General features: G+C 71.3%; 24 protein-coding genes and 1 riboswitch. Of the genes, 9 read left to right on the forward strand and 15 right to left on the reverse strand.

Going from position 1 to position 26117, the window contains the following annotated elements; translation table 11 throughout:
• Positions 1-62 precede the first annotated feature (62 nt).
• Entirely contained in the window at positions 63-1307 is a 1245-nt protein-coding gene (locus tag PUR26_RS22120; RefSeq protein ID WP_329874182.1) for a glycosyltransferase family 87 protein, read from the forward strand.
• Between the two features lie 88 nt (positions 1308-1395).
• Here PUR26_RS22120 and PUR26_RS22125 read toward each other — a convergent pair whose 3' ends face one another.
• The 5 genes from PUR26_RS22125 to PUR26_RS22145 form a co-directional block, all read right to left on the reverse strand.
• A complete protein-coding gene (locus tag PUR26_RS22125; protein WP_329874183.1) occupies positions 1396-2613 on the reverse strand; it encodes a hypothetical protein in 1218 nt (405 codons plus the stop codon).
• Between the two features lie 16 nt (positions 2614-2629).
• On the reverse strand, positions 2630-3658 hold the full coding sequence (locus PUR26_RS22130; protein ID WP_329874184.1) for a C40 family peptidase: 1029 nt from the start codon (positions 3656-3658) through the stop codon (positions 2630-2632).
• 190 nt (positions 3659-3848) lie between these two features.
• Positions 3849-4874: a C40 family peptidase gene (locus tag PUR26_RS22135; protein WP_329874185.1), complete on the reverse strand. Its 1026-nt coding sequence runs from the start codon at positions 4872-4874 to the stop codon at positions 3849-3851.
• 307 nt (positions 4875-5181) lie between these two features.
• Positions 5182-6546 (reverse strand): NYN domain-containing protein, encoded by a 1365-nt coding sequence (locus tag PUR26_RS22140; protein ID WP_329874186.1) that lies wholly within the window; start codon positions 6544-6546, stop codon positions 5182-5184.
• Positions 6547-6594: 48 nt separating this feature from the next.
• On the reverse strand, positions 6595-6846 hold the full coding sequence (locus PUR26_RS22145; RefSeq protein ID WP_329874187.1) for a hypothetical protein: 252 nt from the start codon (positions 6844-6846) through the stop codon (positions 6595-6597).
• A gap of 219 nt (positions 6847-7065) precedes the next feature.
• Between PUR26_RS22145 and PUR26_RS22150 the strand changes: the two genes are divergently transcribed.
• The 7 genes from PUR26_RS22150 (at position 7066) to PUR26_RS22180 (ending at position 13598) form a co-directional block, all read left to right on the forward strand.
• Positions 7066-7809: a rhomboid family intramembrane serine protease gene (locus PUR26_RS22150; RefSeq protein ID WP_329874188.1), complete on the forward strand. Its 744-nt coding sequence runs from the start codon at positions 7066-7068 to the stop codon at positions 7807-7809.
• 40 nt (positions 7810-7849) lie between these two features.
• A complete protein-coding gene (locus PUR26_RS22155; RefSeq protein WP_248635491.1) occupies positions 7850-8131 on the forward strand; it encodes an Lrp/AsnC family transcriptional regulator in 282 nt (93 codons plus the stop codon).
• Positions 8132-8255: 124 nt separating this feature from the next.
• Positions 8256-8702 carry a hypothetical protein gene (locus tag PUR26_RS22160; protein WP_329874189.1) on the forward strand — a complete coding sequence of 149 codons (447 nt, stop codon included), beginning with the start codon at positions 8256-8258 and terminating at the stop codon, positions 8700-8702.
• 49 nt (positions 8703-8751) lie between these two features.
• Complete coding sequence (locus PUR26_RS22165; RefSeq protein ID WP_329874306.1) at positions 8752-10113, forward strand: sensor histidine kinase; 1362 nt, start codon at positions 8752-8754, stop codon at positions 10111-10113.
• Positions 10110-10769, forward strand: a complete 660-nt coding sequence (locus PUR26_RS22170) for a response regulator transcription factor (RefSeq protein ID WP_329874190.1) — start codon at positions 10110-10112, stop codon at positions 10767-10769. The genes PUR26_RS22165 and PUR26_RS22170 overlap by 4 nt, the downstream gene beginning before the upstream one ends.
• 73 nt (positions 10770-10842) lie before the next feature.
• A complete protein-coding gene (locus tag PUR26_RS22175) occupies positions 10843-12273 on the forward strand; it encodes an SLC13 family permease (protein ID WP_329874191.1) in 1431 nt (476 codons plus the stop codon).
• Entirely contained in the window at positions 12270-13598 is a 1329-nt protein-coding gene (locus PUR26_RS22180; RefSeq protein WP_329874192.1) for a glycerate kinase family protein, read from the forward strand. Before PUR26_RS22175 ends, PUR26_RS22180 begins: the two co-directional genes overlap by 4 nt.
• Positions 13599-13669: 71 nt before the next feature.
• On the opposite strand, the gene PUR26_RS22185 is transcribed toward PUR26_RS22180, so the two are convergent.
• From PUR26_RS22185 to ctaE, 6 genes are all read right to left on the reverse strand, one after another.
• Positions 13670-15142, reverse strand: coding sequence for an aminotransferase class V-fold PLP-dependent enzyme (locus tag PUR26_RS22185; RefSeq protein WP_329874193.1), 1473 nt, complete (start codon positions 15140-15142; stop codon positions 13670-13672).
• 203 nt (positions 15143-15345) lie between these two features.
• Positions 15346-15463: riboswitch (SAM riboswitch) on the reverse strand.
• Between the two features lie 131 nt (positions 15464-15594).
• Complete coding sequence (trpD, locus tag PUR26_RS22190; protein ID WP_329874194.1) at positions 15595-16659, reverse strand: anthranilate phosphoribosyltransferase; 1065 nt, start codon at positions 16657-16659, stop codon at positions 15595-15597.
• A gap of 123 nt (positions 16660-16782) precedes the next feature.
• The gene (gene qcrB, locus PUR26_RS22195) at positions 16783-18414 is read right to left on the reverse strand and encodes a cytochrome bc1 complex cytochrome b subunit (protein WP_329874195.1); all 1632 of its coding nucleotides are present in this window, start codon (positions 18412-18414) and stop codon (positions 16783-16785) included.
• Positions 18411-19472 carry a cytochrome bc1 complex Rieske iron-sulfur subunit gene (gene qcrA / locus PUR26_RS22200; RefSeq protein ID WP_329874196.1) on the reverse strand — a complete coding sequence of 354 codons (1062 nt, stop codon included), beginning with the start codon at positions 19470-19472 and terminating at the stop codon, positions 18411-18413. Before qcrA ends, qcrB begins: the two co-directional genes overlap by 4 nt.
• Positions 19469-20278, reverse strand: a complete 810-nt coding sequence (gene qcrC, locus PUR26_RS22205; RefSeq protein ID WP_329874197.1) for a cytochrome bc1 complex diheme cytochrome c subunit — start codon at positions 20276-20278, stop codon at positions 19469-19471. The genes qcrA and qcrC overlap by 4 nt, the downstream gene beginning before the upstream one ends.
• 63 nt (positions 20279-20341) lie before the next feature.
• On the reverse strand, positions 20342-20962 hold the full coding sequence (gene ctaE, locus PUR26_RS22210; RefSeq protein ID WP_329874198.1) for an aa3-type cytochrome oxidase subunit III: 621 nt from the start codon (positions 20960-20962) through the stop codon (positions 20342-20344).
• Between the two features lie 190 nt (positions 20963-21152).
• Between ctaE and PUR26_RS22215 the strand changes: the two genes are divergently transcribed.
• On the forward strand, positions 21153-21554 hold the full coding sequence (locus PUR26_RS22215; protein ID WP_329874199.1) for a hypothetical protein: 402 nt from the start codon (positions 21153-21155) through the stop codon (positions 21552-21554).
• A 61-nt stretch (positions 21555-21615) separates the two neighbouring features.
• On the opposite strand, the gene PUR26_RS22220 is transcribed toward PUR26_RS22215, so the two are convergent.
• The 4 genes from PUR26_RS22220 to ctaC form a co-directional block, all read right to left on the reverse strand.
• The gene (locus PUR26_RS22220) at positions 21616-22872 is read right to left on the reverse strand and encodes a L,D-transpeptidase (RefSeq protein WP_329874200.1); all 1257 of its coding nucleotides are present in this window, start codon (positions 22870-22872) and stop codon (positions 21616-21618) included.
• Positions 22873-23000: 128 nt separating this feature from the next.
• The gene (locus PUR26_RS22225; RefSeq protein ID WP_329874201.1) at positions 23001-23399 is read right to left on the reverse strand and encodes a cytochrome c oxidase subunit 4; all 399 of its coding nucleotides are present in this window, start codon (positions 23397-23399) and stop codon (positions 23001-23003) included.
• Positions 23396-25144 carry an aa3-type cytochrome oxidase subunit I gene (gene ctaD / locus PUR26_RS22230; protein ID WP_329874202.1) on the reverse strand — a complete coding sequence of 583 codons (1749 nt, stop codon included), beginning with the start codon at positions 25142-25144 and terminating at the stop codon, positions 23396-23398. Before ctaD ends, PUR26_RS22225 begins: the two co-directional genes overlap by 4 nt.
• On the reverse strand, positions 25141-26109 hold the full coding sequence (gene ctaC / locus PUR26_RS22235; RefSeq protein ID WP_329874203.1) for an aa3-type cytochrome oxidase subunit II: 969 nt from the start codon (positions 26107-26109) through the stop codon (positions 25141-25143). Before ctaC ends, ctaD begins: the two co-directional genes overlap by 4 nt.
• Between the last annotated feature and the right edge of the window lie 8 nt (positions 26110-26117).

The following is a 26117-nucleotide window of genomic DNA, read 5'->3' on the forward strand; positions in this document are numbered from 1 at the left end:
TCACGCACAGTCCCGCCCGGCACCACCCCATCCCCTCTCAGCCCCGACCGGACGAGGTACGCATGAAGGGCCCCAGCGGCACCCGGCTCCCGATCGCCATCTGGCTCCTGACCCGAGCCTTCCTGCTGCTCTGCGCCTACCGGGTGCTGGTCCTGCCCGGACCGGACGTCACCACCGACATCTCGGTGATCTACCAGGGCTGGTACGAGGTGCTGAGGACCGGCACGTACCCGCTGGACGACGTCACCTGGCAGTACCCGCCCGCCGCGGCGCTCGCGGTGCTCTCCCCGGGACTGCTGCCCTTCCTCGGGTACACCTCCGCGTTCTTCGTGCTGGCCTGCCTCTGCGACGCGCTCGTCCTCGGCCTGCTGCTGTACGCGGGCCGGCGGCCGGGGAAGTGCCTGTCCGGCGCCTGGGTGTGGGTCGTGGGCCTGCCGCTCCTGGGGCCGACGGCGTACGCGCGCTACGACCTGATGGTCACCGCCATCGCCGTGGCCGCGCTGCTCGCCGGGGTGCGGCACCCCAGAATACTGGGCGCACTGGTCGGCTTCGGCGCGCTGCTGAAGGTCTGGCCGGTGCTCCTGCTGGCGGGGACCCGGCGCGGGAGCGCCACCCTGCGGTCCTGGATCACGGCGGCGGTCGCGGGGGCCGGGGTGCTGCTGCTCTGCATGGCGGCGATGCCGGGGGCGCTGGCGTTCCTGTCGTTCCAGCGCGACCGGGGCACCGAGGTCGAGTCCCTGGGCGCGCTGGTCTTCCATGTGGCCCGCCACTTCGGCTGGCGGGGCGAGGTGCTGCTGAACTACGGGTCGGTGGAGTTCCTCGGGCCGTACGTGCCGGTCGTCTCCGCGGCCGCCCTCGCGCTGACCGTGGCCGCCTTCGGGTGGCTGCTGCTGTGGCGGCTGCGGGCGCGTGCGTTCGGGTCGACGACGCCGGCCGACGCGGCGTTCGCGGCCGTGCTGCTGTTCACCACGACGAGCCGGGTGATCAGCCCGCAGTACATGATCTGGCTGGTCGGGCTGGCCGCCGTCTGCCTGGTCTTCCGGGCGAGCCGGATGCGCAAGGCGGCGCGGCTGGTACTGATGGCGACCGGGGTGACACTGCTGGAGTTCCCGATCTGGTTCTCGCACGTGGTCGACAGCGACCCGCTGGGCCTGCTGCTGCTGACGGTGCGCAACGGGCTGCTCGTCGCGGCCACGCTGACCGCCTGCCGGCAGCTGTGGCTCCAGACGGTCACCGAGCCCCGGCGGCGCGAGCTCATGGACGTACCCGCCCAGGCGGCCCGGGACAGGGAGCTGCTCAGCTCCTGAACGGCTCCGTGCCCCACCGCGCGGGGCTTCCGGCGCGCCGCACCGGACGGCCCCGGGCGCGTCCGGAGCGCGACGCGGGCACGAAGGATCACCCCAGCCTCGCCCGGAGGTGCTCGCGCCACCTCGCGGTGAAGTCGTCCGGCGTCGTCGACAGCACGTCGTGCAGGGCCTTCTCCACCGCGCCCGGCCGCGCGCCGTGCGCCCCGACGGCCCGGTAGAAGGCCCTGAGCCTCTCCTCGCCCCACCGTTCGGCGATCAGCTCGCAGGCCAGCCAGCCGCCCTCGTACGCGCGGGCCAGCGCGTCCGCGTCCCCGTTGAAGGCGAAGTCCCGGTCCTCCGGCAGCCCGGGCGGGGCCGCGCCCGAGCGGACCGCCTCGCGCAGTTCCGGGGCCGCCTGCGCGGCCTCCTCGCCCGAGGCGCGGTACGCCGCCCAGTCGGCGAAGCCCTCGGAGAGCCACAGGGGCGTGGCGGGCGTGGTGTGGGCGCGGGTCGCCACATGGGCCGTCTCGTGGGTGAGGACGACCCGCTGCCCGGGCTCGCCCAGCGTTCCGTACGCCTCCGGGTTGACCACGATCCGGTCGGCCGGCGCACCGGCCCCGCCACCGCTCGCGCCCGTGGTCACCGCGGCGATCCCCCGGTAGCCCGCGGCGGGCGCGCCCAGCAGTGCGCCCATGGCGTCCAGCGAGGCGGGCACGAGGAGCAGGACGCGCCCCGCCCACCGCTCGGGCCAGGCGGCCGACACGGCGGGCACGGCCCGGTCGGCCATGGCCGCGATCGCCGCCAGCCGCACCCGGTCCTGGCCGACGCCGAGAACGAGGCTGTTCTCACCGCGTACGACCCGTACGGGGCCCTGCTCCCACAGCTGCTGCGCGGCGCCCTCCTCGGGCCGGTCGGCCGTCACGTGCCACCGGCCGTCCCGCTCGGTCAGCTCCAGCCGGCGCCCGCTGGTCACCTGCCCGCTGTCGTGGCCCGCGATGCGGTACCCGAGCTCCGCCCGCACGGTGGCCCGGTCGCCGTGTCGGGTCACCCGCTCCACCCGGTACGACCAGGAGTCCAGAGGCACGTCGGCGAGGTTCGCGAACTCCCGGGCGGCCGGGTCGGCCGGGTCGGCCGGCGGTCCGGTGCCACGGTCGAGGACGGCCGCGGCCCTCCGGTCCAGCGCCGCTGCGATCCCGTCCTCGGTGGCGTCGTCCGTCGCCGCCGGGGGCGTACAGCCGAGGCCCCCGCAGAGCCCCAGGAGGACGGTGAGGACGAGCGCGAGGACGCGCGCGGGTGCTCCCGCCGCCGCCCGTCTCCGTCCCGCCATCCTCCCGATCGTACGGTCAGACGCGGGTGACCGCCGAGACGGGCATCATGCCGACGGGGTCGTAGCGCACCCGGGCCCCGGGGTAGGGCGCGTGCACCACCTGCCCGTTGCCCATGTACATCGCCACATGGCTGGCGTCGGACCGGTAGGTGACCAGGTCACCGGGGCGCGCCTGGGACAGCGGGACGTGTTGTCCGGCGTTGCGCTGGGCCTGCGAGGTGCGTGGCAGGCCGACGCCCGCCTGTGCGTACGACCACTGCATCAGGCCCGAACAGTCGAAGCCCGCGGGGCCGTTGGCGCCCCACACGTACGGTTTGCCGACGGCCGACATCGCGGCTCGCACCGCGGCCGCCGCACGGGGGGAGGCCGCCTCTCCGGAGAGCGGGGGCAGAAGGCCGTCCCGGCCCGATCGCGAGGCCCGGTCGAAGGCGTCGCGCTCTGCGTCCGGCAGGGAGTTCAGCAGGGCCCGCGCGTCGGCGAGCTTGCGCTCCACCGTGCGCTTGTGGCGGCCCACGGCGGCCCTGCTGCGCTCCAGTTCGGTCAGCATGCGGGTGGCCTCGGCGCGCTCCTGGCCGAGCCGCTGCTGGGCCCTGCGCAGCTCCGCCAGGGTGTCGCTCTGCCGCTCGCCGATCCGGTCGAGGGCGGCCGCCCTCTCCAGGTAGGTCTCCGGGTCCCCGGAGAGCATGAGGGCGAGCGCCGGGTCCATGCCGCCCGACCGGTACTGGGCGCCGGCCACCGAGCCCAGGACGCCCCGCATGCGGTTGATCCGCTCCTGCCCCCGGGCCACGCCGTCCTGTGCCCGCGCCACCTGCTCGCGCAGCCGGTCCGTGCGCTCGTCCGCCTCGTTGAAGCGCTCGGTGGCCTTCTCCGCCTCGGCGTAGAGCCGGTCGACCGTGGCCCGGGTGGCCTCGGCCCGGTCGGCCGGGTCGGCGTCCGCCGGGGCGGCGCCGAAAGCGGCGGCGGCGGTGGCCGCCGCCGCGGAGAGGACGGTGACCTTCGCGCTCCGGGTATGACCTGACGACGAGGACCGGCGGTGGGACGCCACGGGCCGCGCTCCCTTCAGCTGTACTGCGGGCTGTTGCGCGCCAGACAGTAGCCGTGCGACTACACGGCGTCCAAAGGCCGTACGGGGCTCGAACAGCGACGCCCCGCCGGAGACCTCAAGGTCACCGGCGGGGCGGGGCGTCAGCTGGAAGGGCGGCAAACCACCCGATCGGGCGTGGAGCCCGGGCGCGTCAGATGCGGACGCCGAACTGGAAGTCGCCCAGGTACCCGATCGCCTCGTAGCGGACGTAGGCGCCGGGGTACGGGGCGTGCAGCACCTGTCCGTTGCCCGCGTACAGGCCGACGTGGGAGAGGTTGCTGAAGAACACCAGGTCGCCGGGCTTGAGCTGGCTGCGGCCGATCTTCACGCCGTCGTTCTGCTGGGTGTAGGTGGTCCGGGTGAGGCTCACCCCGGCCTGGCGGTACGCCCACTGGGTCAGGCCCGAGCAGTCGTAGGAGTTGGGGCCCTCGGCGCCGGAGACGTACGGCTTGCCGACCTGGGTGTCCGCGGCCGCGAGGGCGGCGGCACCGCGCTGGGAGGCGGGGACCTCGTTGCCGAGTTCGACCCGGTCGCCGGCGTCGCGGCTCGCGCGCTGCTCCTCCTCCTGGATCTTCGCGCGCTCCTCGGCGGTCAGCGTGTTGAGCAGCTTCTGCGCCTCGGCGAGCTTGCCCTGGAACGCCTTCTTCTTCTCGCCGAGCGTCTTGCGGACGTCTTCGAGGTCGGCGAGCTTCGAGGTCGCCTCGGCGCGCTGCTGGGCGAGCGTGCGCTGCTTGGCCTGGATGACCTCCAGCGCCTCGGTCTGCTTGGTGCTCAACTGGTCGACCGCGGACGCCCTGTCGAGGTAGTCGTCGGGGTCGGAGGAGAGGAAGAGCTGGAGCGAGGGGTCGATGCCACCGGAGCGGTACTGGGCGCTGGCGACCGAACCGATGCTGTCGCGCAGCGTGTTGAGCTCCTCCTGGCCACGGGCGACCTTGTCCTGGAGGGCGTCGGCCTCCTTCTGGAGCTTGCCCTGCTGCTCCTTGGCGCCGTTGTACTCCTCCGTGGACTTCTCGGCCTCGTGGTAGAGCTTGTCGACCTTGGCCTTGACCTCGCTCTTGGTGGGCTTCGGGTCGGCCTGGGCGGTCTGGGAGCTCAGGGCGACGGCCGCGGCTGCGGTCGCGGTCAGCACGGTCACACGGGTGCGGCTCGGCTGCTTGGGACGACGGTGGGACGCCACGGAGGCGAGCTCCTTCTTCCTCGAGCCGCCTACCGGGCTGTGGGGGTCTGCCCCGGCTCCGCGCGCTGCGTCGGCTCCCCCGTGAAAATGAGTCCGAACTGCACGGATTAGGCGGTTCCTTCACTGACACCCCGGGTGGGTGATCAACTGCGCGAAGGTTCGAGCAGACCCTAGTGACCATCTTGTGATCAGTTCAAATCCTCATGCGAAAATTCCCGCCCGGGAAGCACATTCTTTACACGCACCCCACGCTGCGTCATGAGGAGTTGACAGTACGTTTCCCGAATTCGGGCATAGCGCCCAGTAGTTACGAGGCGCGCGAAAGCCGCTTCAGCAACAAGGCGGACGCGACGGGCCTGGCGCCCGACTTCGCGACACCGTCGGCGACTTCCCGGTCGGTGGAGACCACCACCACGGGCCGGCCCGGCGGCTCCGCCCGCACCAGCTGACGGATCAGCTCGTCGGCGGTCACGCCCGGCTTGGAGAACAGCACCCGGACCCCGCGCGGCGGCGCGAGCAGCACCGGCGCCGCGAGCTCCGCCCCGTCGAAGACGCAGGTGACCTCGGCGCCCGAACGGGCCGCCAGCGCCGACAGCCCGCCGAGCAGCCGCAGCCGCTGCTTCTCCAGCGGCATCGTCGGATAGCCGGTCTTGGTGACGTTGTACCCGTCGACGACCAGATGCGCCTGGGGCAGCGCCAGCAACTGGTCCAGCAGCGCCGGGTCGGTCTCGGACAGGGCGCGCGCGGCGATGTCCTTGGGCGACATCCGGCCGGGCTCCACCGCGTCGACGGTGTCCGCGGGATGGACGGAGACGGGTGGCAGGGCCAGCTCGCGGCGCAGCCCCTGGGCGGACTCCAGGACGGTGTCCAGCAGCAGCCGCAGCCGCATGTCCTCCACCGAACGGCCCTCCCGGGCGGCCCGGCGGCTCGCCTCCAGGGCGGCTTCCGTCTCGCCGAGGCGCGCCTTGAGGCGCCGGGACTCGCTCTCCGCGGCGGACACCTGGGCGGCCGCGTCGGCCCTGATCCCGTCGATCTCCGCCTGGGTACGGCGCAGGGCGGCCTCGCCGCGCTTCACGTCGCTCTGCGCGCTGCGCAGCTTGCGGTGCAGCGATTCGGCCTCCTTGCGGGCCGCGTCCAGTTCGGCGCGCAGCCGCTCGGTCTCGCCCCTGGTCTGCGCGCGCGCCTCGGCGAGCTCCTCGCGCAGCCGGTCCAGCTCGCGCCGCCCGGCCTCGTCGGCCCGCTCGGCGTCGACCCGCAGGGCCTCCTCGCCCGCGGCCGCGACGAGCTTGACCCAGCCGGGCGGCCGCAGCACATAGGCGGCCGCGGCGACGTCCACGGGGTCGGCGGCCGCGGGCGGCGCGCCGGACTCGACCGCCCCGGCCAGCTCGGGCTGGGACTCCTTGAGGCGCTCACCGATCCGCTGGCGGAACAGCGGGTCGCCCTCCAGGGCGGCGGCCATCGCGTTGCCGGCGAACTTGGCGCGCCGGGTCGGGGTGAAGCGGGCGTACTGCCGCAGCTGGGCGGGCAGTTCGGCGACCGTCAGACCGCCGAAGGCGTCCGAGACGAGCGCGACGACCCGGCGCCGCACACCTTCGGGCAGCGGGCGGTCGAGCGCCTCGGCGGCGTCACCGGCCGCGCCGGCCGGTTCAGCGCCGCTCCCGGGCTGCTCCACGATCCGTCACCCCACTACCCGTCCGTTCTGCCCTGCGGGGCCGCCCTCTCAGGATTCCGAGGGAGCGGCGCCCGGCCTGTCCACCAACTCGATCTGGTCCACCGCGTTGCACCACCGGCAGCGGACCGACTCGATGGTCTCACTGACCACCTCGCGCTCCTCGACCTTCGGCTCCCCGGCGAGGTCCAGATGGACGTACTCCACGACCTTCGAGGAGCGCGTCACGTCGAAGCGCGTCAGATTGCCGCAGAGGGTGCAGCGCCAGCGGGTCTCGGCGGTCGGCAGGGGAACCGTCGTCATCGTGCCGTCCTCTTTCCTGGTGAGGTCGTGCCGGGTGCGGAAGCCGCGGTGCGCCGTCGGACTGCGGATGTGCTGTTGTACGGCCCGGAGGCCGGCCGTCCGGGCAGTACCGTGACAGGTCCGGCCCGGAGGACAGGCCCAACCCTACGGCCTTGCGGGTACCCCGTGTCGCGGCGAGGCACCCTGTCCCGCTCGGTCCCTTTACGTCATGATCTGTCCGTGATCGATTGGCGGGGAACGGCTCGTGGCGTGGTCACCGGACCGGCGGTGACGTACGGCGCCATCGCCGCGTGTTGTCTGATCTTCCTCTTCAGCCCGGTGTCCGGGATGAACCCGTCGTACGGCACCGGGGACACCCTGCTCGTGGCGCAGAGCGCCTACTTCCGGCGCTGGGGGGTCATCCCGGCGGAGCTGCTGAGCGGCTCCCCCGCCGCCCTGCCGACCCCGCTGACGGCGCTGTTCGTCAGCGGCAGCTGGCTGCATCTGCTCGGCAACATGCTCTTCCTCTATGTCTTCGGGGCGATGGCCGAGGAGCGGATGGGGCGTCTGGAGTTCGGTCTCTTCTACGTCGGCTGCGGATACCTCGCCCTGCTCGCCTACGCGGCGGCCCACGCGGACAGCGAGCAGACCCTGGTCGGGGCGTCGGGTGCGATCTCGGGCGTGCTGGGCGCCTTCCTCTATCTGTTCCCCCGGGCGCGGGTCACCAGCCTCTTCCCGTTCCTCTTCTTCCTGCCGCTGCGCTTCCCTGCCTGGATCGTGCTGGTCTTCTGGTTCGTGCTCCAGTGGGCGGCGGCGCAGCAGGCCGGCAGCGGGCCGGGCGTCGCGTACCTGGCGCACGTGGTGGGCTTCGCGGTGGGCTTCCTCTACGCCTGGGGGCGCTACCGGCGGCGGCCGGCCGCGCTCGCGGACGGCGCGGGGGCCGGCGGCCGGCGGCCGCGCCGCCCCGCGACCCCCAGCAAGTAGGCTTGGGGCCCCAGCAGCGGCCACCGAGGGAGAACCAGCCGTGATCACCGCGATCGTGCTCATCAAGACCAGCGTGGACCGCATTCCGGAGATCGCCGAGTCGATCGCCTCGCTGGACAGCGTCAGCGAGGTCTTCTCCGTCACCGGAACGTATGACCTGATCGCCATGGTCCGCGTCGCCCGGCACGACGACCTGGCGGACGTCATCCCGGGCCGGATCAGCAAGATCCCCGGCGTGGAGGGTACGGACACCCACGTCGCGTTCCGTACGTATTCGCAGCACGACCTGGAGGCGGCGTTCGCGATCGGCCTCGACGCCTGACGGCACCGCCGGGGTCCGGGCGGAGCCGCGGGCCCGCCGTCGGCGCGGGAAGCCCGGGGGTTCATGAGGGAGCCCTCATGTTCCCCTCATCCAAGCGGGGGCGCCGGACACCCAGGATGGCCCCATGGCCTTCTCCCTCCGTATGGCGGCCCTCGCCGCCGTCGTCGCCGTCCCGCTCGGCATCGCGGCGACCAGCTACACCCTGACCGATGCTCCGAAGGCACCCGAGGTGCCTCCCGAGATCGAGCTGGAGGCCCCGGAGACCCCCGCGGGTGGCACGGTCACCCCGCGGCCGTCATCCGGTCCGCCCGACGGCACGCGCGGACCGTCCGGCGCCGCCCCCGGCGGCCCAGGCGGCCCAGGCACTCCCCGGCCCCCCGGAAGCGTCTCCCCGCCCCCCGGTGGCCACGGGGGCGCGGCGCCCGCCATGACGCCGTCGGGCCGCCCCGGGACCACGCCGCCCGCCGGGACCCCGGCCGGCACCCCCACCGACGCCGTCGTACCGGGTCCCGGGGCCACCGGGGACGACGACGGGACCGACCGCGGTGACGACACCGGTGACGAGAACTGACCGCGGCGTCTCCGCCCGGGTGCGGATCCTGCTCTGGCTGCTGCTGGTGATGGCCGTGGCGCTGATGGCGGTGGCCATGACGACCCGCTCGATCCTGCTGCGCGACGTCGACCACCGGATCGGCCGGCTGCTGACCCAGGAGACCCGCGAGTTCGCCAACTTCGTCGAGCAGGGCGTGGACCCGGACACCGGAACCCGTTTCACCGAACCGCGCAGGCTCCTCCAGGTCTTCCTGCAACGCCAGTACTCCGACCCCGACGAGGAGCTCCTCGGTCTCACCCGGACGGCCGGACCGGCGCCCGCGGTGCTGCGCCAGCCCCGCGACATCGCCGAGGGCGTCGCCCTGCACCGGGACCGCGAGGCGCTCGCCCGGATCTTCGCCTCCGACGCCCGCTCCGGGACGCTGGACCGGCCGCGGGGCGAGGTGCGCTGGGCCAAGGTGCCGGTCCGCGCGGCCGGCGACACCCCGCCGGGCGCGTTCGTCGTCGCCTTCCACGCCGACGGCGAACAGGCGATCGCCGCCGAGGCGTTCCGCACCCAGCTCGCCATCTCCGGTGTGGCGCTGCTGATGACGACCGGCATCGGCTGGGCCGTCGCGGGCCGCATCCTGGCCCCCGTACGCCTGGTCCGGACGACCGCGGAGCAGCTCACCGAGCAGGACCTGACCCGGCGCATCCCGGTCCGGGGCCGGGACGACATTGCCGCGCTGGCCGAGACGTTCAACGCCATGCTCGACCGGCTGGAGCGGGCGTTCGCCGGGCAGCGCCGGTTCGCCGACGACGCCGGCCACGAGCTGCGCACCCCCATCACCATCGTGCGCGGGCACCTGGAGGTGATGGGCGACGACCCGGCCGAGCAGCGCGAGACCGTCCGGCTGGTCACCGACGAACTCGACCGGATGAGCCGGATCGTCGAGGACCTGCTGCTGCTCGCCAAGGCGGGACGCCCCGACTTCGTCGCCCCCGAGCCGGTCCAGCTCGGCGAGCTGACCGCGGACGTGTTCGTGAAGGCGCGCGCGCTCGGCGAGCGCGAGTGGATCCTGGACGGCGTCGCCGACCGCGAGGTCCTGCTCGACCCGCAGCGCATCACCCAGGCCATGGTGCAGCTCGCCCAGAACGCCGTCCAGCACACCGTCCCGGGCCAGCGGATGCGGATCGGCTCCCAGGAGGCGGAGGGCCGCGTCGAGCTGTACGTGGCCGACAGCGGTCCCGGTGTGGAACCGGCGGACGCCGAGGTCATCTTCGAACGGTTCCGGCGCGGCACGAACCGGCGCGGGCGCACCGGCGGCGCCGGGCTCGGCCTGTCCATCGTGAAGGCGATCGCCGAGGGCCACCGGGGCGGCCGGGTCGAACTGCGCCCCACCGAGGGCGGCGGGGCCACTTTCGTACTCGTACTGGAGGAGGACCGGTGAACCGCATTCTGATCGCCGAGGACGAGGAGCGCATCGCCTCCTTCGTGGAGAAGGGGCTGCGCGCCAACGCCTACACGACCACGGTCGCCGCCGACGGCGACACGGCCCTGGACCACGCCGTCACGGGCGGCTTCGACCTGATGGTGCTGGACATCGGGCTGCCCGGCCGGGACGGCTTCACCGTGCTGCGGGAGCTGCGGGAGGCGCGGGCGACGCTGCCGGTGATCGTGCTGACCGCCCTCGACTCGGTGCGGGACACGGTGGCCGGCCTGGAGGGCGGCGCCGACGACTGGATGACCAAGCCGTTCCGTTTCGAGGAGCTGCTGGCACGGGTACGGCTGCGGCTGCGCACCGCCGCCCGCGCGCCCGAGGTGACGGTGCTGCGCAGCGGCGACCTCGGCCTCGACCTGCGCACCCGGCGGGCCCGCGCCGGGGACCGGACGGTCGACCTGACGGCCCGCGAGTTCATGCTGCTCGACATGTTCCTGCGCCACCCGGGCCAGGTGCTGTCGCGGGAGCAGATCCTCTCCCACGTCTGGGGGTACGACTTCGATCCCGGCTCCAACATCGTGGACGTGTACGTCCGGGCGCTGCGCAGGAAGCTCGGCGCCCAGCGGCTGGAGACCGTACGGGGGATGGGCTACCGCATGCCGTAGTCCCGTTCCGGCGTGAACATCTCTTCACGGAGCGCTCATCGAGGACTCACGGCACGTCACCAGACTCGCTTCCGTGGCCCTCTCCTTCCCCCGGGCGGTGTGGTTCTGCGCCGCGCTCGGATTCTGCGCGCTGCTGACGGTGCCGTCCTGCTTCCCCGGCCTCGGCGGTGACGCGCGTGTCACCCTCGCCGTCTTCACCCTGGCCACCGTCGCCTGGACCGCCCTGCCCGTCGACGACACCTACGTCGCCCTGGGGGCCGGGCTCGCGCTGACGGCGTCCGGGGTGATCAGCAGCGAGACGTTGTTCGCCACCCTCGGCGACGAGACGGTGTGGCTGCTGATCTGCGCGTTCGTCCTGGCGGCCGCGATCACCCGGACCGGGCTCGCGGGGCGGGCGGCGGCCTTCCTGGTCGACGGCGCCCGCACGGTGCGCCAGTTGGCGCACCTGACCACCGCCGCGCTCGTCGTCACCTCCTTCGCCGTACCCGCCACCTCGGGCCGGGCGGCCCTCGCGCTCCCCGTCTTCCTCGCCCTGGCCAAGGTGCTCGCGGACCGCACCCGGCTGGTGGTGATGCTGGCGCTGCTCTTCCCCACCGTCGTCCTGCTCTCCGCCGTCGCCACCCTGATCGGCGCCGGCGCGCACCTGATCACCGTCGGCGTGCTGTGGGAGCAGACCGGCGAGCGGCTCGGGTTCGTGGAGTGGCTGCTGCTGGGGCTGCCGCTCGCGGTGGTCTCCTCGCACCTGGCCGCCGAGGCGGTCCTGCTCACCGCCACCGAACGGACCGACCGGCGCGGCCCGGTCGTCATCACGCCCGAGCAGCTCCAGGAGCACTCCCCCACCCCGGTCACCGGTCCGCTCTCCACGGCGGAGGCGCGCTGCGCGCTGCTGCTGGCGACCGTGGTGGCGCTGTGGTGCAGCGAGCCGCTGCACCGCGTCCCGCCCGCGATGGTCGCGCTGATCGGCGCGGTCGTGGCCGCCACTCCCGCGCTCGGCACCGTGCGGCTCAAGGACGGGCTCAGGACGGTTCCCTGGCCCCTGCTGCTCTTCATGGCCACGACGATGGCGATGGGCGTGGCCCTGGCCGATTCGGGCGCGGCCCGGTGGCTCGTGGCCTGGCTGCCGGCGGACCTGCCGCCCTGGGCGTTCCTCACCGCCGTCGTACTGGTCAGCACGGCCGCCCATCTCGTCCTCCAGTCCCGCTCGGCCCGCTCCTCGGTCCTCGTCCCGCTGGTGGTGGCGGCCTCGGCGGCCGCCGGGGTCAACCCGGTGGCCGCCGCCCTCGCCTCCACGGCCGCGGCCGGCTTCTGCCACACCCTGCCCGCCTCGGCCAAGCCGGTGGCGCTCTTCGCCGACCTCCCCGACGGCGTCCCCACCTACACCCCGCGCGACCTGCTGCGGCTCTCGGCCGTTCTCGCCCCGCTCACGGCGGCCGTGGTCCTGCTCTTCGCCCTCACCGTCTGGCCGCTGCTCGGCGTGCCCGTACTCCTGGAGACCCAGCCATGACCTATCGCATCGCCGTCGCCCCCGGCGGCTTCAAGGAGTCCCTCTCCGCCCCCCAGGCCGCCGAGGCCATCGCCGAGGGGGTGCTGCGCGTCCTGCCCGGCGCCCGGCTCGACCTGATCCCGCTGGTCGACGGCGGCGAGGGCACGGCCGAGGCGCTGGCCGCCGCGACGGGCGGCCGGCTCGTGGCGCGCACCGCCACCGGGCCACTGGGCACACCCGTGGCCACGCACTTCGCGCTGCTCGGCGACGGCTCCGGTACCGCGGTCGTCGAGATGGCGGCCGTCGCCGGACTGCGGCTGGTGCCGCCGGGCCGCCGGGCCCCGGGCGGCACCACCACGTACGGCGTCGGCGAACTGGTCCTCGCCGCCCTGGACACCGGTGCCCGCCGCGTCCTCGTCGGCTGCGGCGACTCCGGTACGTCGGACGGGGGCGCGGGCGCGCTCCAGGCGCTCGGCGCCCGGCTCCTGGACCGCGCGGGCGACGAACTGCCGCACGGCGGGGCGGCCTTGCGCGAGCTGTCCGTCATCGACCCCGGCGGCCTCGATCCCCGGCTGGCGGAGACCGAACTGCTGGTGGCGTGCAACCCCTACAACGTGCTGTGCGGCCGGTCCGGCGTCGCCCGGGTCTTCGGCCCCCAGAAGGGCGCCACACCGGCCCAGGTCGAGGAGCTGTCGGCAGCCCTCGAACACTGGGCGGCCGCCCTGGCCGAGGCGTTCGGCCCGGCCGTCGACCTGCGCACCGCGCCCGGCACCGGGGCGTCCGGGGGTCTGGGCGCGGGCCTCGCGGCGGTGGGCGCGCGGCTGCTGCCCCGCTTCGATGTGCTCCTGGACGGGCTGGACCTCGACGCCCGCCTCTCCCGCGCCGACCTGGTGATCACGGGAGAGGGCGCACTGGACGCCCAGACGCCCCGCGGCAAGATCCCCTCCGAGGTCGCACGCCGCGCCCGCGAGGCCGGCGTCCCGGTCCTCGCCCTGGCGGGCACGGTGGCCGACGGCGCCCGGGAGGCGGGCCTGGACGCCTACGAGTCGATCACGCCCGGCCCCGTACCCCTGCGGGAGGCTCTGGAGCGCGCGGCCGAGTTGCTCACCGACGCGGCCGAACGGGCCCTGCGCACCGTCCTGCTCGGCACCCGGCTCAGGCCCCGCCGGCCGGACCTGGCCGGCCTCGCGTGCCCGGGCACCCCCGGCCGCTGCGTCGCCGCGGGCCGCCGGCTCCCCCACGGCCCCGCGGGAACGAAGGGCGGCGCGCACACCGCGGCGCCCGCCCGGTCCGCTCCCCCGCCGGCCGGGGCATCGGCCCTCCGGTCGCTCGCCCGGAGGTGGTGACGGCGGTGGTGGTGACGGCGGGTGGTGGTGACGGCGGCGGCCGCGAGGACCGCCGCCCAGGGCCATCGGGCTCAGCCGCGGTCGGGAACGCAACGCCCTTCCTCGGTACGGTAGTTCCACTTCGCGCCCTCACGGACGAGCTCCTTCACCGCCCGGACGAATCGCCGCACGTGCTCGTCCGGAGTGCCCGCACCGAAGCTGACCCGGATGGCGTTCAAGGAGCGCTCGCCCGGGTCGCCCTCCGGCGCGCCGCACTCGCCCGGGTCCTGCGGGTCGCTGCCCAGCAGGGTCCGCACCAGCGGGTGGGCGCAGAACAGTCCGTCGCGCACACCGATCCCGTACTCGGCCGAGAGCGCCGCCGCGAAGTGCGAGCTGTTCCAGCCCTCGACGACGAAGGAGATGACACCGACCCGCGGGGCGTCGTCGCCGAAGAGCGACAGCACCTTCACCTCGGGCACCTCGGCGAGACCCTTACGGACCGTCTCCACCAGGTGCTGCTCACGGGCCACCAGGTTCTCGAAGCCGGCCTCGGTGAGCGCCTTGCAGGCCGAGGCGATGGAGTAGACGCCGATGACGTTCGGCGAACCGGCCTCGTGGCGCGCGGCGGTGGTGTGCCACTGCACGTCCACTCCCCCGTCCTCACGCCGTGCGACCTGGCGGGAGGCGCCTCCGCCGGCCAGGTACGGCTCGGCGTCCTGGAGCCAGTCGGACCGTCCGGCGAGGACGCCCGAGCCGAAGGGCGCGTACAGCTTGTGCCCGGAGAAGGCGACCCAGTCCACGTCCAGGTCCCGCACGGAGACGGGGTGGTGCGGCGCCAGCTGCGCCGCGTCCAGCACGATCCGGGCACCGTGCGCGTGCGCCGCGGCGGCCAGTTCGCGCACCGGCCACAGCTCACCGGTCACGTTCGACGCACCTGTCACACACACCAGGGCCGGGGCATCCGCTCCCGACGCGGTGGCCCGCTCGGCGAGCGCCCGCTCCAGCGTCCCGACGGCCTCCGCGGGCGTCCGGGGCGCGTTCAGGTAGGTCACCCGTGCGTCCCTCCAGGGCAGCAACGAGGCGTGGTGCTCGGTCTCGAAGACGAAGACCTGGCAGTCGGCCGGGAGGACGGCGGCGAGCAGGTTCAGCGAGTCGGTCGTCGAACGGGTGAAGACGACCTGGTCGTCCGGGCGGCAGTCGAGGAACTCCGCCACGACCGCGCGGCTGTTCTCGAAGAGGTCCGTCGACAGCTGGGAGAGGTACCCGGCGCCCCGGTGGACGCTGCCGTAGTACGGGGCGTAGGCGGCGACGTCGTCCCACACCCGCTGCAGGGCCGGCGCGCTGGCGGCGTAGTCGAGGGCGGCGTAGGCGACCTCGCCACCGGTGACCAGCGGCACGGTGACATCGCGGCCCAGCACGGGCAGCGGGGCCGCACAGCAGGGCTCGGCGGCCGGCTCCGCGGGGTGCCCGGCCGGGGCGGACCCGGTGGCGGCCGGCTCGGCGACGGGGGGCGCGAGGGTGGCGGTCTCGGCGGTGGGGGCGGCGGCGTTCGGGCATGCGGACATGGCGGTATCTCCCGGCAGGACAAGGCGGAATGGCTTCAAACCCGTGGGACGGCCCGAAGGGGCGTCCGGCGTACGGGGGTTGCCTCAGCACGCGGCGTCACCGCGTGGAGGGGTGTGCTGAAGAAGGGGGCGTAGCCGCCCTATCGCATTCGCTTGCTCACGAGACTGCTCCCTTGAGGACCAGGACCCCAGGGTGTAGCAGGGGTCCGCGCTTGCCGCAGACCTCGCTGCCTACGGCCTGGTCTTCACCCGGGGCACCCCGCCACGGACGGAGGGTTGCCGGACAGCGGGCCGGGGCCGTAGTCGCTGTCACTCATGACCTTGAACAGCATCCTGCCATACGTCTCGGCATGCGCAAGGCGCAGTCCACACTTCGGACTGCGCCGTGCGTCACACCGTCGCGATCCCGCGCCCGGACACCGGCGGGCACCCGCGCGGGCCCGCCGGGTGCCTCACGTGTTGCTGGCCGTGACCCACCGCTCCAGCGCCGCGCGCGCCGCACCGGAGTCGATGGACTCGGCCGCCCGTGCGAGGGCCGCCCGGATCTGGTCCGTCAGCGGCGCGTCCGTCGGCTCCAGGGCCACGAGCGCCGCCGCCGAGTTGAGCAGCACCGCGTCGCGTACGGGGCCGGTCTCTCCGCCCAGGAGACGGCGGGCGACATCCGCGTTGTACGACGCGTCCGCGCCCCGCAGGGCCTCCACGGGCACCAGGTCGATCCCCACGTCACGCGGGTCGAACGCCTGCTCGTGGACCGCTCCGTCCCGTACCACCCACACACGTGAGGTGGCGGTGGTCGTCAGCTCGTCAAGCCCGTCGTCACCCCGGAACACCAGGGCGGACGAGCCCCGTTCGGCGAGGACTCCGGCCATGATCGGCGCCATCCGGGCGTCGGCCACGCCGGTCGCCTGGGCGCGTACCCGCGCCGGATTGGTGAGCGGCCCCAGGAAGTTGAAGGTCGTGCGGATGCCGAGCTCCTTGCGGGCCGCCGCGACGTGGCGCAGCGCCGGGTGGAACTTCACCGCGAAGCAGAAGGTGATGCCGGCCTCCTGCGCGACCTCGGCGACCCGCTTGGGCGTGAGGTCCAGATTGACGCCCAGCTTCTCCAGTACGTCCGAGGAGCCGGACGCGGAGGACGCCGCCCGGTTGCCGTGCTTGACGACCTTGGCGCCGGTACCGGCGACGACGATGGCCGACATGGTGGAGATGTTGACGGTCTTGGCGCCGTCGCCGCCCGTGCCGACGATGTCGACCGAGGGCCCGGGGACCTCGATGAGGTTGGCGTGCTCGTACATGGTCCGCACGAGACCGGAGATCTCCTCGACCGTCTCGCCCTTCGCCCGCAGCGCGACGACGAAGCCGGCGATCTGGGCGTTGGTCGCCTCGCCGCGCAGGATGCGGTCCATCGCCCAGGCCGTCGCCTCGGCGCTCTGGTCACGTCCGTACAGCAGCGAGTCGAGGACCTCGGGCCAGGAACGGCCCGCCGCGCGATTGCCTCCAGCGGGGTTCACAGCGCTCATGGTCGCTCCTGGTCTTCCGTATCTCCATGGACGTTCACCACCCTATCGATCCCCGGGTACGGCAAAGAGCCCCGTCCGGCGAATGGACGGGGCTCTTGCCGTGGCGACCTTACAGGTCAGGGATCAGTGGTGGCCGTGGCCGCTGGTGATCTCCTGGTGCTCCTCGGCGGTCGGCTTGGGAACCTGGTTGCCCTCGCCGAAGTACGCCTTGCTCAGCTTCGCGCGGAGCTTCTGCCCACGCGAGATCTTGCGCTCGACACCGTTCTCGTCGACCGACGGGCCGATCTCGGCCGGCTCGTACTGCTCGTGCGCGGTGAGCGAGTACAGCTTGGCCTGGCTGAGCGGCTCGTGGACCTCGACGAACTCACCGTGCGGCAGTCGCTTGATGATGCCGGTCTCACGGCCGTGCAGCACCTTGTCGCGGTCACGACGCTGCAGACCCAGGCAGATCCGCTTGGTGACGATGAACGCGATGACCGGTCCGAGGAAGTAGAAGATCCGGACGAACCAGGTGATCGAGTTGATCGACAGGTGGAAGTGCGTGGCGAAGATGTCGTTGCCACCACCGATGAGCATGATCATGTACGCCGTCACCCAGGCGACACCGAGAGCGGTCCGGGTCGGCGCGTTGCGCGGCCGGTCCAGGATGTGGTGCTCACGCTTGTCGCCCGTGATCCAGGCCTCGATGAACGGGTAGACCGCGATCGCGGCGAGGACCAGACCGAAGACCACCAGCGGGATGAACACGCCCAGGACGAGGGTGTGACCCCACAGGTTGATCTCCCAGCCCGGCATCACGCGGATGAGACCCTCGGCGAAGCCCATGTACCAGTCGGGCTGCGCGCCGGTGGACACCTGGTCCGGCCGGTAGGGGCCGAGCGCCCACACCGGGTTGATGGTGAAGAGCGCCGCGATGATCGCGATCACACCGAAGACCAGGAAGAAGAAGCCTCCGGCCTTCGCCATGTAGACCGGCAGCAGCGGCATGCCGACGACGTTCTTGTTCGTCCGGCCGGGGCCCGCGAACTGCGTGTGCTTGTGGTAGAAGACCAGGATCAGGTGGGCCACCACGAGGCCGAGCATGATGCCCGGCAGCAGCAGGATGTGGATCGAGTAGAACCGGGCCACCATGTCGTGGCCGGGGAACTCGCCGCCGAACAGGAACATCGAGATGTACGTGCCGACGACCGGCACGGACAGGATCGCGCCCTGCGTGAAGCGGACACCGGTGCCGGAGAGCAGGTCGTCCGGGAGCGAGTAACCGGTGAAGCCGGTGAACATGCCCAGGACGAACAGCAGGAAGCCGAACAGCCAGTTGATCTCACGCGGCTTGCGGAACGCGCCGGTGAAGAAGACGCGCATCATGTGCACGAACATGCCGGCGAGGAAGATGACCGCGGCCCAGTGGTGGATCTGCCGGATGAGCAGACCACCGCGCACGTCGAAGCTGATGTCCAGCGTCGAGGCGTACGCCTCGGTCATCCGGATGCCCTGCATCGGCACGTACGAGCCGTGGTACTCCACCTCGTTCATGCTGGGGTGGAAGAACAGCGTCAGATACACACCCGTGAGGATGATGATCAGGAAGCTGTAGAGGCAGATCTCACCGAGCATGAAGGACCAGTGGTCCGGGAAGATCTTGCGCATGTTGGCCTTGGCCAACGAGTAGATGCCCAGCCGGCCGTCCGCCCAGTCGGCGACCTTCTCGCCGGCGGGTGCTTTCCGCTTACTGTCTGTTGCGGTCGTGGTGCTCATCCGCGCTCCCAGAATGCAGGACCGACGGGCTCGTCGAAGTCGCCGAGCGCCTCGAGGAAGCCCTTGTCATTCACGCCGATCCGCAGCTGCGGGAGAGCGTGGCCGGCCGGGCCGAAGATGACGCGGGCGCCGTCGGAGAGGTCGAAGGTGGACTGGTGGCACGGGCAGAGCACGTGGTGCGTCTGCTGCTCGTACAGGGAGATCGGGCAGCCCACGTGGGTGCAGATCTTCGAGAACGCCACGATGCCGTCGTGGGACCACTCGAGCTGACGCTTGTCCTTGATGTCGTCCGGCTGGATGCGGACGATCATCAGGGCGGCCTTGGCGATCTCGTTGTTGAAGTCGTGGTCGCTCTCCTCCAGGCCCTCGGGCATGGCGAAGGTGAGCGAACCGACGGCGACGTCCTCGGGACGCAGCGGCTCGTTGGTGTTCATGTTGATGAGCTGCTTGCCCTTGGCCCACAGCGTCGTGCGGAGCTTCTTCTCCGGCAGCGGGCCGAGCTCGCGCAGCAGCACCACACCGGAGAGCGGCACCATGGCCAGCGCGCCGAACATGGTGTTGCGGATCAGCTTGCGGCGCCCCAGGGCGGACTCGGCCGCACCCTCCGCGAAGTCGGACATGACCTTGGCCCTGACCTCGGGCGCGGCCTCGATGGGGTGCCGGTCGTCGGCGACCTCGTTGTCCGACATCAGGGTGCGGGCCCAGTGGACCGCACCCGCGCCGATGCAGAACAGCGCGATGCCCAGCGTCAGACCCAGCGACAGGTTGGTCGCGCTCACGTGGCCCAGCGGCCACACGTACACGATCTTGTCGACCGGGAAGATCACGAACGAGGCGATGAAACCGACCGTCGCCAGCATCGAGAGCGTGAACAGGAGGGCGACCGTGCGCTCGGAGCGCTTGGCTGCCCGCTCGTCGATGTCCTGGACGCGCGGCTTGTGGGGCGGCAGCCCCGGGTCGGCGAACGGGGCCTCGGCCGTCGCGACCGCTACCGCGCCGTGCGCGGATCCCTGCTCTGCGGGCAGGTTCTCGTCTTCTGGAATCTCTTGGCTACTCATGACTTCTTGGCCTTAGCGGTGTGGGCCGCGACCCAGACGGCGACAGCGATCAGCGAACCCAGACCGAAGATCCAGCCGAACAGACCCTCGCTGACCGGGCCGAGCCCGCCCAGTGCGAAGCCGCCGGGAGTCGCCGTCTTGTCACCGTTGACGGTCTGGATGTACGCGATGATGTCCTTCTTTTCCTTCTCCGGCATCGTGGTGTCGGGGAAGGACGGCATGTTCTGCGGGCCGGTCTGCATGGCCTCGTAGAGGTGCTTCGGGTCCACGCCTTCCAGGCTGGGGGCGTACTTGCCGTTGGTCAGGGCACCGCCCTCACCCGTGAAGTTGTGGCACTGCGCGCAGTTGGTGCGGAACAGGTCGCCACCCTTGGCGATGTCCGCGCCGCTCGGGCTGTACTGCTCCTTGGTCGGCGTGATCGGGCCGGCCCCGAGGGAAGCCACGTACGCGGCGAGCTGGTCGATCTCGGCCTGCGAGTAGACGACCTTCTTCTTCGGCACCTGGGCGCCCGGCTGCTGCGCCGGCATACGGCCGGTGCCGACCTGGAAGTCCACGGATGCGGAGCCGACGCCGACCAGGCTCGGGCCGTCAGTGGTTCCCTGACCGCCGGTTCCGTGGCAGCTGGCGCAGCCGACGGTGTAGAGCTTCTTGCCCTCCTCGATGGCGAGGGACTGGGAGGTTTCATCGGCCTGCGCCTTGCCCGCGGGTGCGAACGCGGCGTACAGCCCCCCAGTGGCCGCCAGCGCGAGAAGTAGGACGACGACCGCCGCCAGCGGATGGCGTCGTCGTGCGGAGAGCTTTTTCACGGATTACCCCGGTGTCAGGATCTTCTGCGTCGATGCTTGCTGGATGTGTCGGGACTGGCCCGACTACTTGATCATGTAGATCGTGGCGAAGAGGCCGATCCAGACGACATCGACGAAGTGCCAGTAGTAGGACACGACGATGGCGGCGGTTGCCTGCTCGTGAGTGAATCTCTTGGCCGCGTAGGTACGGCCGAGGACCAGCAGGAAGGCGATGAGACCGCCCGTCACGTGCAGGCCGTGGAAGCCGGTGGTCAGGTAGAACGCCGAGCCGTACGGATCCGACGAGAGCGAGAGGCCCTCGTGCTTCACCAGCTCGGTGTACTCGAAGACCTGGCCTCCGATGAAGATCGCACCCATCACGAACGTGATCACGAACCACGTGCGGAGCTTCTTCACGTCGCCCCGCTCGGCGGCGAACACGCCGAGCTGACAGGTGAGGGAGGAGAGCACCAGGATCGTGGTGTTGGTCGCCGAGAACGGGAAGTTCAGCGCATCGGCTTTCTCTGCCCAGAACTCGGCACCCGTCACCGATCGCAGAGTGAAGTACATCGCGAAGAGGGCCGCGAAGAACATCAGCTCGGAACTCAGCCAGATGATGGTTCCGACGCTGGTGAGGTTCGGCCGATTGACCGACGGGTGCGCGTGCCCGGTTTCTACTGTCGTTGCTGTCGCCACGACCGACATTATGTCGGTCGCTTATCCCGCCCTCACTCCCGGGGGTGCCGTTCGGTGTGTCCGTGGGTCGTGTCCAGCCCGAACGGCCCATCGAAGCGGTGTCCGAACCGGTGTTGACACGCTGTCGGACGGAGTAGCATCCGGCGCATCGGCCCCCGGGCCGGCACCGCCGACGAACGCCGACGATCTCGGAGGAACCATGCAGTCGAGCGCCACCGTACTGGTCTACAGCGACGACGCGAACACCCGCGAGCAGGTGCGGCTGGCGGCCGGGCGCAGGCCGGCGGCAGACGTTCCCCCGGTCGAGTTCATCGAATGCGCGACACTCCCGGCCGTCCTGCGGCGGCTCGACGAGGGCGGTATCGACGTCTGCGTGCTGGACGGCGAGGCCGTGCCGGCCGGCGGGATGGGCGTGTGCCGGCAGATCAAGGACGAGATCTTCCACTGCCCGCCTGTCCTGTTGCTGATCGGGCGCCCGCAGGACGCCTGGCTGGCCACCTGGAGCCGCGCGGACGCGGCGGTGACGCTTCCGGTCGAGCCGGTGGAGTTCGCGGCCGCCCTGGCCGCCCTGCTGCGCACCCACCTCGCGATCGAGGCCTGAGGGCCCGCCCGGGGTTCCGGGCGGGCCGGGCGGGGCAGGCCGGGCCGGGCGGGCCCCGGACTCAGAAGGCGGGCCTCAGCCGGGCCTGGTCCGCCGCGGTGGCGCCGTCGCGGGTCCCGGCGAGCACGGCACTGCCGCCGCGCCACTGGTCCCAGGACAGGTTCCAGTCGCCGAAGCCGTTGCCGAAGTGGTCCATCTCCCTGCCCGAGCTGTTGATGACGGTCACCAGGTCGCCCTCGTTGAAGGTCTTGAAGAACCAGGCGGCGTTGCCGGTGGACATGCCGGTGCACCCGTGGCTGACGTTGGCGTACCCCTGTGAGCCGACGGACCAGGGCGCAGCGTGGACGTACTCACCGCTCCAGGTGACGCGGGTGGCGTAGTACACCGGCAGGTCGTACGACTCGCTGCTGCCCGCCGCGATCCCGACGGTGGTGCTGCGCATCCGGACGAAGTACTCCTTTCCCAGCACCACCTTGATCCCGTTACGGGTGGAGAAGCCCGGCTTCCCGGTCGTCACCGGAATGGTGTTGATCACTTCTCCGTTGCGCTTGACCGTCATCTGGTGCGAGGCCGCGTCGGTGATGGCCTCGACCCGGTCGCCGATGGTCAGCCTCAGTTCCTCCCCGGTCGGCGCGCCGTAGAGGCCGTCGGCGATCCTGATGCCGCCCAGGTTCCCGCTGACGCTCACCTGAGCGCCGACGGGCCAGAAGTCCTTCGGGCGCCAGTGCAGCTTCTCGTCGTCGACCCAGTGCCAGGCGCCCGTCACCCGGGGGGTCGAGCGGACCGTGAGGGAGCGTTCGACGGCGGCCCGGGCCTCGGGGGTCTTCACCGGGGCGCTGAGTGCCGCCGTGATGGGCTGTCCGACGCCGTACTTGCCCTCCTCCGGACCGAATTCCACCTGGAGGAGCTGTTTGGCGGGGGCCGTCTGGAAGGTGAGCGTACGGGCCCCCGGAGCGCCCCTGTCGTCCTCCGTGGCCACCTTGACGGTGTAGCGGGCATCGGCCGCGAGCGGGCCCGTGGAGCGCCAGCGGCTGCCGTCCGCGGCGAGCTCGCCCGCCAGGTAGTGACCGGCCTCGTCCACGGCCGTGACGTCCGTGATGCGGCCGTCGCCCTTCCGGGTGACCTCCAGGGGCTTGTCGAGGGGCGCCCTGGCGTTGCCCATCGGGGCGTTGAACGAGACCTGCTGTGCCGCGTCGAAGGGCTTCCCGGCGAGCGGATGGCCGTCGGACCCGCCGCTGCATGCCGTCATGCCCGCGCCGAGGGCGAGGACCAGCAGGGTGCAGGTGAAGGTGGTGGGAATGCGCGGCGTCTGGCTCATAAGCACACGGTAGGAAGACTTGTCGACACCGGCACGCCGGGTGACTGCAAAAGAGTGGCCCGGCACCCTCCTTACGGAGGTTGCCGGGCCACTCTTCGTATACGCGGGCTCTTCGGATGCGGCGGAACCTACTGGTTCTGGTTCTCGCCCCGGTAGTACTCGAAGACCCAGCCGAACAGGCCGATCAGGATCAGCGGAGCCGAGAAGTACACCAGCCACCAGCCCAGTGCGATGCCCGCGAAGGCGAACGCGCCACCGATCGCCAGCGACAGGGGCTGCCAGCTGTGCGGGGAGAAGAAGCCGACTTCACCGGCCTCGTCCGCGACATCGGCCTCCTTGTCGTCCTGCGCCATGGCGTCCACTCGCCGGGCCGTGAAGGCCAGGTAGTAGCCGATCATGATCGACAGGCCGAAGGCCAGGAAGAGCGCCGTCGTACCGGCCGGCTCCTTCGACCACACGCCATAGAGGATCGCCATGGCGAGGATGAAGATGCTCAGCCAGATGAACATCTTGCCCTGGATCTTCACTTGCCGACCTCCTTGCCACCGAACAGCGCGGTGTCCTTCTGACCGTGGTTCTCGAGCTGGCCGAGGGCGGCGATCTCAGGGTGGTGCAGGTCGAACGCCGGCGATTCCGAGCGGATGCGCGGCAGGGTGAGGAAGTTGTGCCGCGGCGGCGGGCAGGAGGTCGCCCACTCGAGCGAACGGCCGTAGCCCCACGGGTCGTCGACCTCGATCTTCTTGCCGTACTTCGCCGTCTTCCAGACGTTGTACATGAAGGGCAGGATCGACAGACCGAGCAGGAACGAGCTGATCGTGGAGATCGTGTTCAGCGCGGTGAAACCGTCGGCGGCGAGGTAGTCCGCGTAACGACGCGGCATGCCCTCCGCACCCAGCCAGTGCTGCACCAGGAACGTGCCGTGGAAGCCGATGAACAGCGTCCAGAAGGTGATCTTGCCGAGGCGCTCGTCCAGCATCTTGCCCGTGAACTTCGGCCACCAGAAGTGGAAGCCGGCGAACATCGCGAAGACCACGGTGCCGAAGACGACGTAGTGGAAGTGCGCGACGACGAAGTACGAGTCCGAGACGTGGAAGTCCATCGGGGGCGACGCCAGGATGACACCGGTCAGACCACCGAAGGTGAAGGTGATCAGGAAGCCGATCGTCCAGAGCATCGGTGTCTCGAAGGACAACGAGCCCTTCCACATGGTGCCGATCCAGTTGAAGAACTTCACACCGGTCGGTACCGCGATCAGGAAGGTCATGAAGGAGAAGAACGGCAGCAGCACACCGCCGGTGACGTACATGTGGTGGGCCCACACCGTCACGGAGAGACCGGCGATGCCGATCGTGGCGGCCACCAGGCCGATGTAACCGAACATCGGCTTGCGGCTGAAGACCGGGATGATCTCCGACACGATGCCGAAGAACGGCAGCGCGATGATGTACACCTCAGGGTGTCCGAAGAACCAGAAGAGGTGTTGCCACAGCAACGCGCCGCCGTTGGAGGCGTCGAAGATGTGGGCACCGAACTTGCGGTCCGCCTCCAGGGCGAACAGCGCCGCGGCCAGCACCGGGAAGGCGAGCAGGACCAGCACACCGGTCAGCAGCACGTTCCAGGTGAAGATCGGCATGCGGAACATCGTCATGCCGGGAGCGCGCATGCAGATGATCGTGGTGATGAAGTTGACCGAGCCGAGGATCGTGCCGAAGCCGGAGAAGGCCAGACCCATGATCCACATGTCGGCGCCGACACCCGGCGAACGGACCGCGTCCGACAGCGGGGCGTAGGCGAACCAGCCGAAGTCGGCCGCACCCTGCGGGGTGAGGAAGCCGGCCACCGCGATGAGCGAGCCGAAGAGGTACAGCCAGTAGGCGAACATGTTCAGCCGCGGGAACGCCACGTCGGGCGCGCCGATCTGCAGCGGCATGATCCAGTTCGCGAATCCGGCGAACAGCGGCGTCGCGAACATCAGCAGCATGATCGTGCCGTGCATCGTGAACGCCTGGTTGAACTGCTCGTTCGACATGATCTGCGTACCCGGACGGGCCAGCTCGGCGCGCATGAAGAGCGCCAGCAGACCGCCGATGCAGAAGAAGGCGAACGAGGTGACCAGGTAAAGCGTGCCGATCGTCTTGTGGTCGGTGGTGGTCAGCCACTTCACGATCACGTTGCCGGGCTGCTTGCGCCGAACGGGCAGCTCGTTCTCGTACGGCTCTCGCGAGCCGTCAGCTGCTGCGGCGGCACCCTGAGGTTCGTTGAGGATGCTCACAGTTTGTTGGTCTCCGCGTTCCGGGCCGGGTCCGACTGCTCAATACCCGACGGGATGAAGCCGGTCTGGCCCTGCTCGGCCAGCTCCTTCAGGTGCTGCTGGTAGCGCTCCGGGGAGACCACCTTGACGTTGAACAGCATCCGGGAGTGGTCGACACCGCAGAGCTCGGCGCACTTGCCAAGGAAGGTGCCCTCGCGGCTGGCGGTCACCTCGAAGGCGTTGGTGTGGCCCGGGATGACGTCTTGCTTCATCAGGAAGGGCACCACCCAGAAGGAGTGGATGACGTCACGAGAGGTCAGGATGAACCGGACCTTCTCTCCCTTCGGCAGCCACAGGGTCGGGCCCGGGTTGCCGGTCTGCGGGTTCCGGGTGCCCGGGATGCCGGCGTCGTAGACGCCTTCGGCACCCGCGGGGAAGTCCTTCTGGAACTTGTCCGGAATGGCGCCGAGCTCCTTGGCGCGCTTGGTACCCGTGTCGGCCTTGCCGTCCACGTCCTCGATGTAGTTGAAGCCCCAGCTCCACTGGTAGCCGACCACGTTGATCGTGTGGGCCGGCTTGTCGGAGAGGGCCAGGAGCTTCGACTCATCACGCGCGGTGAAGTAGAAGAGCACCGAGACGATGATGAGGGGGGTCACCGTGTACAGGGCCTCGATGGGCATGTTGTACCGGGTCTGCGGAGGAACCTCGACCTTGGTGCGGCTTCGCCGGTGGAAGATGACGCTCCACAGGATCAGGCCCCAGACCAGCACGCCCGTGACGAGCGCAGCCGCCCACGAGCCCTGCCAGAGGGAGAGGATCCGCGGCGCCTCTTCCGTTACCGGAGTCGGCATACCAAGGCGGGGGAAATCCTCCCAGTTGTACGAGCAACCGGTGGCGGTAGCCAGGATCAGGCCCGCAGTCAGCACCTGCGGCAGCTTCCGCCGCATCGGGCGCCGCGACGAGCGGTCGGAGCCGTTGGGACTCACGTAGCGCC

The sequence above is a fragment of the Streptomyces sp. SP18CS02 genome (genome assembly GCF_036322365.1).
In the GTDB taxonomy this organism is placed as follows: domain Bacteria; phylum Actinomycetota; class Actinomycetes; order Streptomycetales; family Streptomycetaceae; genus Streptomyces.

Coding starts and splice junctions, on each gene's coding strand:
- qcrB (WP_329874195.1), bottom strand. CDS start 18,414: ATGAGCACCACGACCGCAACAGACAGTAAGCGGAAAGCACCCGCCGGC.
- qcrA (WP_329874196.1), bottom strand. CDS start 19,472: ATGAGTAGCCAAGAGATTCCAGAAGACGAGAACCTGCCCGCAGAGCAG.
- trpD (WP_329874194.1), bottom strand. CDS start 16,659: ATGAGCGCTGTGAACCCCGCTGGAGGCAATCGCGCGGCGGGCCGTTCC.
- PUR26_RS22145 (WP_329874187.1), bottom strand. CDS start 6,846: ATGACGACGGTTCCCCTGCCGACCGCCGAGACCCGCTGGCGCTGCACC.
- PUR26_RS22120 (WP_329874182.1), top strand. CDS start 63: ATGAAGGGCCCCAGCGGCACCCGGCTCCCGATCGCCATCTGGCTCCTG.
- PUR26_RS22180 (WP_329874192.1), top strand. CDS start 12,270: ATGACCTATCGCATCGCCGTCGCCCCCGGCGGCTTCAAGGAGTCCCTC.
- PUR26_RS22185 (WP_329874193.1), bottom strand. CDS start 15,142: ATGTCCGCATGCCCGAACGCCGCCGCCCCCACCGCCGAGACCGCCACC.
- ctaE (WP_329874198.1), bottom strand. CDS start 20,962: ATGTCGGTCGTGGCGACAGCAACGACAGTAGAAACCGGGCACGCGCAC.
- PUR26_RS22215 (WP_329874199.1), top strand. CDS start 21,153: ATGCAGTCGAGCGCCACCGTACTGGTCTACAGCGACGACGCGAACACC.
- PUR26_RS22220 (WP_329874200.1), bottom strand. CDS start 22,872: ATGAGCCAGACGCCGCGCATTCCCACCACCTTCACCTGCACCCTGCTG.
- PUR26_RS22125 (WP_329874183.1), bottom strand. CDS start 2,613: ATGGCGGGACGGAGACGGGCGGCGGCGGGAGCACCCGCGCGCGTCCTC.
- PUR26_RS22160 (WP_329874189.1), top strand. CDS start 8,256: ATGGCCTTCTCCCTCCGTATGGCGGCCCTCGCCGCCGTCGTCGCCGTC.
- PUR26_RS22165 (WP_329874306.1), top strand. CDS start 8,752: ATGGCCGTGGCGCTGATGGCGGTGGCCATGACGACCCGCTCGATCCTG.